At 44.3% G+C, this 6,688-nt stretch carries 6 protein-coding genes; 3 read left to right on the forward strand and 3 right to left on the reverse strand.

What is annotated here, in order from left to right; translation table 11 throughout:
- Window positions 1–141 precede the first annotated feature (141 nt).
- The gene (locus tag A3766_RS26230) at window positions 142–639 is read right to left on the reverse strand and encodes a CoA pyrophosphatase (RefSeq protein WP_197470177.1); all 498 of its coding nucleotides are present in this window, start codon (window positions 637–639) and stop codon (window positions 142–144) included.
- Window positions 640–941: 302 nt separating this feature from the next.
- Between A3766_RS26230 and A3766_RS26235 the strand changes: the two genes are divergently transcribed.
- Both A3766_RS26235 and A3766_RS26240 read left to right on the forward strand, forming a co-directional pair.
- Window positions 942–1,316, forward strand: coding sequence for a hypothetical protein (locus A3766_RS26235; protein ID WP_068514279.1), 375 nt, complete (start codon window positions 942–944; stop codon window positions 1,314–1,316).
- A 180-nt stretch (window positions 1,317–1,496) separates the two neighbouring features.
- Window positions 1,497–1,769, forward strand: a complete 273-nt coding sequence (locus A3766_RS26240; protein WP_068643278.1) for a hypothetical protein — start codon at window positions 1,497–1,499, stop codon at window positions 1,767–1,769.
- Here the strand turns inward: A3766_RS26240 and A3766_RS26245 are convergent.
- Window positions 1,755–2,933, reverse strand: a complete 1,179-nt coding sequence (locus A3766_RS26245) for a mechanosensitive ion channel domain-containing protein (protein WP_068514284.1) — start codon at window positions 2,931–2,933, stop codon at window positions 1,755–1,757. The two genes, A3766_RS26240 and A3766_RS26245, sit on opposite strands and share 15 nt — an antisense overlap.
- 129 nt (window positions 2,934–3,062) lie before the next feature.
- Window positions 3,063–4,676 (reverse strand): nitric oxide reductase transcriptional regulator NorR, encoded by a 1,614-nt coding sequence (gene norR, locus A3766_RS26250; RefSeq protein WP_231883000.1) that lies wholly within the window; start codon window positions 4,674–4,676, stop codon window positions 3,063–3,065.
- Between the two features lie 397 nt (window positions 4,677–5,073).
- On the opposite strand from norR, the gene A3766_RS26255 reads away from it, so the two are divergent.
- A partial coding sequence (locus A3766_RS26255) for a cytochrome D1 domain-containing protein (protein WP_068643280.1) occupies window positions 5,074–6,688 on the forward strand: 1,615 nt, incomplete at its 3' end.

Consider the following 6,688-nt stretch of genomic DNA (forward strand, 5'->3'; position numbering starts at 1 on the left):
AGAATACTTGCTCATGGGTATACCTGTTTAAACTATTACTACATTATATAGTCGAAAAGTAACTGAAATGTTAGCAAAACTTTGTTGAATTAATTTGACACTTGAGGTGAGTATTTTGTAACGCTTCCATCACTACTATTGCTACTTTGTAAATTCGTCAATCATTCGTAAGGTTAAACCCCATATGCGTCGGCTTTTGTACCAATAGCAAGGCACTGTTAGTGATACCCCGCGAGCCTTCCATTGCATACTTTCACGGTTGGCCGGAAGTTCAAAATGCTTGATTGGCACCCATAAAGTTTCAGCGACTTCATGGTTTAATACAAAATCCACATTCAGCTGTAGTTCGAAGGTGAATGCTGAAATAACCATTGGTCGTAGACCTGAGTGGGTTTTGGTGAGCTGGTCAGATATGCGCCCTAATGGTGCTAGGTGGCCGGCATCTAAGCCTATTTCTTCTCGTAGTTCGCGCAGAGCCGTGTGATAAATATTGGCATCTGTAGCGTCCATCTTACCACCAGGAAAAGCCATATCACCAGACCAGGGGTCACCCGGTCGCTCGGCGCGTTTGATCAGCAAAACCTGACGACCTTGGCTAGGGTGATCCCGAAAAATAATTGCCACGGCAGCTCGTGTCATCCACCTTCTACCGGGAATTCTTTTACCTTTGTTGTGCATACCTTGCTTGTCATAGCTCTATTTAATTTGAGAAAAATTACCTTAACATACTAAAGATAATTCATCTTCATAAAGCTCAGTGCCTGAGCTTATTCACATTAAGCAAGTTGTCGCTTATTGAAAGTAACCGTGACTCACAAGCTATCATGAGAAAAGCTTGAAGTAGATAAGTTTGCGTGTTTGAATAGCATTAAATGAGTAATGGCCGATTCTAGGCTCTGGCTCTTTATCTTCCTGTAACCTTGAGCGATAAGAACTGAAATATGCTTGATGATATAAAAGAATTCTTTGACCGCTTTGTGCGAGATTTTTCTTCATTTGATGGGGCCCTGATTGCAAGTCGATACCAAGCGCCTTATTTGGCTGTCACTTCAGATGCCGCAGTATGGGAGTGTGCAGCGCCGTCTGACCTGGTCGAATATTTCCAAAGCTTGCTTGATAAACACTCTGCAGAGGGTGTAACACATACCAAGTACGAAAACCTCGAAGTCACCGAGATTGGCCGTAGCTGCTTCCTTGCCTCAGTCACATGGACGATGATGAACGATTCGGGCGACACGGTCTCTAACTGGCGTGAGTCTTATAACTTGATCAAAACAGCTGATGGCTTGAAGATTTTTACGTCTATCGACCACTAAGTGTCCTTGCTGAATATTCATTAAAAAGCCGATGCCTTCAGTGTCGGCTTTTTCTTTTCTGCTTTCCTTAAAGTTTTTCTCAAGCGTTGCATTTGCTCTTAATTGCTTCAAATAAGCTATATTTAAAGTATGAGCCAGTTCTTATGGCATTATTCTTTGTGGAGAAGGGGCACATTACTTATGACTAAACCAAGCGATGACGAACTAAAAAAAGCCTTAGCCAAAGCTGCTGAAATGCGTGAAAGTGGTGTGGACTCTGACTTCATAGCCAAGTCTCTGTTAAGCTTAAATTACCGATTTGAGGTGTGGCAGAAAGTGGTAGATGCAGCAAAGCATTATCTGCACTCAGGTCAAGCCATGCACGAGCATGCGGTGCTGGTTAAGGCTCTAAGAGATGCAGAAGCAATCGACTCCCGCAATGAAGAGCATGAGCCGCCTCTAGGCTTGAGCTAGTTCGCTAAGCTTGCCAGCATTTTCAACGTTTTTTAGCTCAAGTTTCGCTAATTGTGGTGTGGATAAATCAATGCCCTCAATAATGGACGCCGTATATACCGCGTCATTCACGCGAAAGATTGTTCCCATCAAATGCTTTCGAATCGTTGCCGTAACTTTTGTATTTGGAATTCGATCAAGATAGATCCACAGCGTATATTCTAGTGCGTAATCACCCGCGTGCGTAAGTGCCCACTCGAATTGCCGGGTTTGGTTGATTTTAATATCGGGTTTTTCAAGGCAGTTTTCTTGCGCAAGGCTAAAAAACTTATCGATTTTCGCTTTGAAGTCTGCCAGCTGTTTTTGTCGTTCGTCTTTTGTTTTGCCATCAAATTCAGGGTAGCCAATGTTGTAGCTCAAGGCTTGGCGTACGCCATCAGTACTCGCTACGCGACTGAGGTTATCGATTTTATTTTGAATGAACTGATTGTTCCGCACGAGCGTTCGATGGTTATTACGGATGTCGTAGAGAATCACATATATCAGCGTTACCTTGCTGATGACATACTCCGTTTCATCATCGCCGATGACGACGACGTCTCCGTCTTCGAGAATTTGCGTATTCAGGATGATTAAGCCGCTAATAATATCAGGTGCCCAGATGTTGCTGGTAAAGGCTAGGAAGGCAAATAGGATTCCGAATATGCCAGTCGTTTCCAGCATACTATCGGCGCCCCAAATTTTAATGAGGGTGAACAGCGTTGCCAGAATGATGACAAACAGGATAATGATATCTACTAGACGGCTTGAGTAGGTGTCTAGAAAAACAGGCTTCTCATCAACAACTTTTTCGAGGCCGAACTTCTTGCGAGATTGGCGGCTACAAATACTGTAAATCAGGATGCTGAGATACAGAGTGGTGAGACTTAAACCCAAGTGTATAAAGAAGTTTTCGTAGCTATTGTTGAGTCTGAGAAAAACCAGATGGACGATATGAAGAATCAGCACCAGGCCGTTTAAGGCGCGAAACAGTGTGACTTTGACGCCGCTATCACGTGCGCCATCAATGAAGCTTATAATCGGCTTTGCATACAGGAATAAGCCAATGTTGAATACAAATACCAGAATATGTGCTGTCCATGTTGTTGTGGACAACTGCGGTAATAACCACTCTAAAGCTTGCATAGTAAAAGACGCCTAAGAAAAGTGAGCTTGTGTCGCATTGCTTCATGCAGACGCCAACGGTCAGATCTTAGCTAATTATGATGAACTTTAGACTTGAATCAAGGGAAAGCTTTGCTTCTCTTAAAGCCTTTATAGCTCCAGGCGTTTAATTAAGCGATAGAAATTACTTCGGTTTACGCCCAAGTCACGTGCTGCAGCCGCCTGGTTTCCCTGATGTTGGTCCAGAATATGAATAATATAATTTCTCTGGAAATCATCGACTGCGTCTTTAAGATTCCCTTTTGGTGTAAATGAAAAAAGGTTGCTGTTCGCTTCATTCACTAGCGGGTGTTCCTTGCCGTTAGTTTTTGGCTGACCGTTTTGAAGGTGAATATCCAGGTAGGAGGCGTCGATAACGATGGAACGGTTGTGTCGGCCTTGATCAGCAATCGCTTTTAATGCTGAGCGGCTGAGCATATGTTCTAACTCTCGTACGTTTCCGGGCCAATCATATTGAGTGAGGAGGTGCTTGGCATCGCTCGTGATTCTGAGTCCTTCGACACCTAAGCGCTTTTGATTTATTTCTAGTAAATAACCCGCAAGTAAGAGAATATCTTTGCTTCTTTCTCGAAGAGGGGGTATGTGAACCGGGTAGACACTTAGTCGATGGTAAAGGTCTGCTCGAAATCGATGTTCTGCGACCTCGTTTTGTAAGTCGCGATTGGTTGCGGCGACGATACGTACGTCTACCTGAATGTTCTTATCTGAGCCGACACGCTGAATCTCGCCGCTTTGCAGCGCTCTGAGTAACTTTGGCTGGATGGACAAGGGAAGCTCACCAATTTCATCAAGAAAAAGTGTCCCCTCATGTGCGATTTCAAATTTCCCCGCTCGGTCTGAAACCGCGCCAGAGAATGCGCCTTTGACGTGACCGAATAATTCACTTTCTGCAATATTCTCGGGGAGCGCTGCACAGTTTACATAAACCAACGGCCCTTTGGAGCGTGGAGACATATTGTGAACTTGTCGTGCGACGAGCTCTTTACCAACACCTGTTTCACCGAGCACCAGTACACTCAAGTCAGATTGTGCGACGATATCTAGCTCATCTTTCAGATTCATCATCACATCGCTCTGGCCGATCATCTCGCTGTCAGAGCTTTTCAGCAAAGTTTGACTGACTAATCGGTGGTGAGCTGCACTGGCTTCAAGTGAATCGATTCGTACGGCTGCCTTAACCGCCGCTTCGGTGAGTTTGGTAAATGTCCTCAGCTGGTCCTTATCAATCTGGTCAAAGGTGCCAGGTTCAAGCGCATCTAAGGTAAGTAGTCCCCACGGCTTTTCATTAATTAATAAGGGAATGCCCATACAGTCGTGTACATCAGGGTGTTGGTTGTTTTCACCGATTAATCCATCGTAAGGGTCAGGTAGGTCTGAGTTCGCCTCAAAGTGTACCAGCCCTTTTGAATGGATCACTTGAGACAGTCTGGGATGTTCAGTAATGATGAATCGTCTTCCTAGTACGTCATCGCTTAATCCTTTCATTGCAATAGGGCGAAGTTGACTGCCTTCCAGTTTCAAAACCGCCGCCGCATCGAACGGAAATATATTCTGCATATTGTTAAGCAGTCGCTGATAGCGACTTGCTTCAGGTAAGTCTCTAGGGAGGTCGGAAATGATCGCCGTAATCGTCTCGAATAATGAACCTGTTGTTGTCATATCTACCTCACTGTTGTCGAAATGATTTCTTGCTAAGGCGGTCATTATGATTTCCCTTGTTATAAATATTGTTATTTTTCAGCGCTTTATGTGTTGGTACGAAACTTGAGTATAGCTAGGTGAGACCTCCGGAATCGAAGCGGAGTATGGCAGTGAGGGAGCGGTGTTAATTTGATTGAGGTCAAGTAAACCGTCTTTTCAAATGATCTATCCACGAAGGAAGGAGGTATCTACCACTTTAAGGGTAGGTGTGGTTAGAGAGGAAGATAACGTTTTGAGAGAGACGTTGTAAGAAGATAGCAACACATATTTTTGGAGTAGTAACTTTTTTCGAACATAGCACTTCTTATAGCTTTATTGGGGATTCACGGCTTAAAGGGGGAAGTCGGACAAAAGACCCAAACGACAAATAGCGACAACAATTAACAGGAGTTCGCATACGATGAAGAACACAAAACATATATTGTCAGCATTAGCTCTAGCAATGGGCGTTGGCATGGGAGCCGGGGTTCAGGCAGCAACAAACACTGCACCAACCTTAACCCCTGAAGAATTCGACAAAGCAAAATCCATGTACTTTCAGCGTTGTGCGGGTTGTCATGGTGTATTACGTAAGGGGGCAACAGGTAAAAGTTTGATGCCTGAAGAAACCCTTAAGAAAGGAACCAAGCGTCTGTCTCGTATTATTGAGCTAGGTACTGAAGGTGGCATGAACAACTTTGATGATCTCTTCACTAAAGATGAGATTGACCTTCTTGCGAAGTATATTCAGTTGGAGCCTCCTGTTCCACCAGAGATGTCTTTAGCGATGATGAAAGAGCGGACCAAAGAATATATCGCTCTTAAAGACTATCCAACTAAACCTCTACATGGCCGTAATTGGGAGAACTTCTTTGTTGTCATTGAGCGTGATGCAGGTCTTGCTGCCATCATCGATGGTGACAAACATGAAATTGTTGCACACATCGATACGGGTTATGCAGTACACGTAATCAAGGGTACTGAGCACCATAAAACTGATCATGCGAAAGACGTAGGTCGTTTCTGGTACACCATTGGTCGTGACGGTAAGGTTAACAAGATCGATTTATGGCAGACGCCAGACAAGATGTTGGTAGCTGAAACTCAAATGGCGTATGACGCACGAGATATCGCTGTTTCCGGTGATGGCAAATATGTTATCGCTGGTGGTTATTGGCCTCCGCACTTCGTAATCATGGATGCAGAAACACTTGAACCTCTGAAAGTAGTTTCTTCTCGTGGTGTTAATGTTGACGGTGAGTATGTCGAAGAGTCTCGCGTTGCGGCGATCTACACAACACCTAATGAGCCAACTTGGATGGTTGCGATCAAAGAGTTAGGTCAAATGTGGCAGGTTGATTACAGCGACATCAATAACCTACGTATTGATCAAATGGATACTGCTAAGTTCTTGCATGATGGTTTCTTTGACCCAACAGGTCGTTACTTCCAAATCGCAGCAAACGCTTCAAACAAGATGGTTGTTGTTGATACGAAAGATCGTAAGTTAGAGAAAATGATCGATGTTGCTTCATTGCCTCACCCGGGTCCTGGTGCTAACTGGACTGATAAAGAGTGTGGCCCTGTTGGTGCAACGACTCACCTAGGTATTGGTGAAGTATCTGTTTGGGGCAACGACCCGATTGGTCATCCTGACCAAGCGTGGAAGCTGTGCTACACAGTTGAGACAGACGGTGCGGGCGTATTTATTCGTACCCATCCAACATCTCAATATGTATGGGCAGATCAGCTTAAGCACCCAGAGCCAGAAGTTCAGCAAAGTGTTCAGGTATTTGATAAGGACACACACGAAATCGTTAAAACTATTCGTGTAACTGAAGAAGAAGGTAAAGCGGCCTTGCACATGGAGTTCAACAAAGATGGTACTGAGGTTTGGGTATCTGTCTGGAACCGAACTGACAACAAGAACCCAACTGGTGAAATCGTTGTTTACGATGCGAAGACTCTTAAAGAGATTACTCGTATTAAAGGTTTAACAACGCCTACTGGTAAGTTCAACGTGTTTAACCGTGCTA

The sequence above is a fragment of the Oleiphilus sp. HI0132 genome, assembly GCF_001635845.1.

Bases quoted from the DNA above. Each gene is read 5' to 3' on its own strand.
- A3766_RS26230 (WP_197470177.1), bottom strand. From the start codon at position 639: ATGACACGAGCTGCCGTGGCAATTATTTTTCGGGATCACCCTAGCCAA.
- A3766_RS26235 (WP_068514279.1), top strand. From the start codon at position 942: ATGCTTGATGATATAAAAGAATTCTTTGACCGCTTTGTGCGAGATTTT.
- A3766_RS26240 (WP_068643278.1), top strand. From the start codon at position 1,497: ATGACTAAACCAAGCGATGACGAACTAAAAAAAGCCTTAGCCAAAGCT.
- A3766_RS26245 (WP_068514284.1), bottom strand. From the start codon at position 2,933: ATGCAAGCTTTAGAGTGGTTATTACCGCAGTTGTCCACAACAACATGG.
- norR (WP_231883000.1), bottom strand. From the start codon at position 4,676: ATGACCGCCTTAGCAAGAAATCATTTCGACAACAGTGAGGTAGATATG.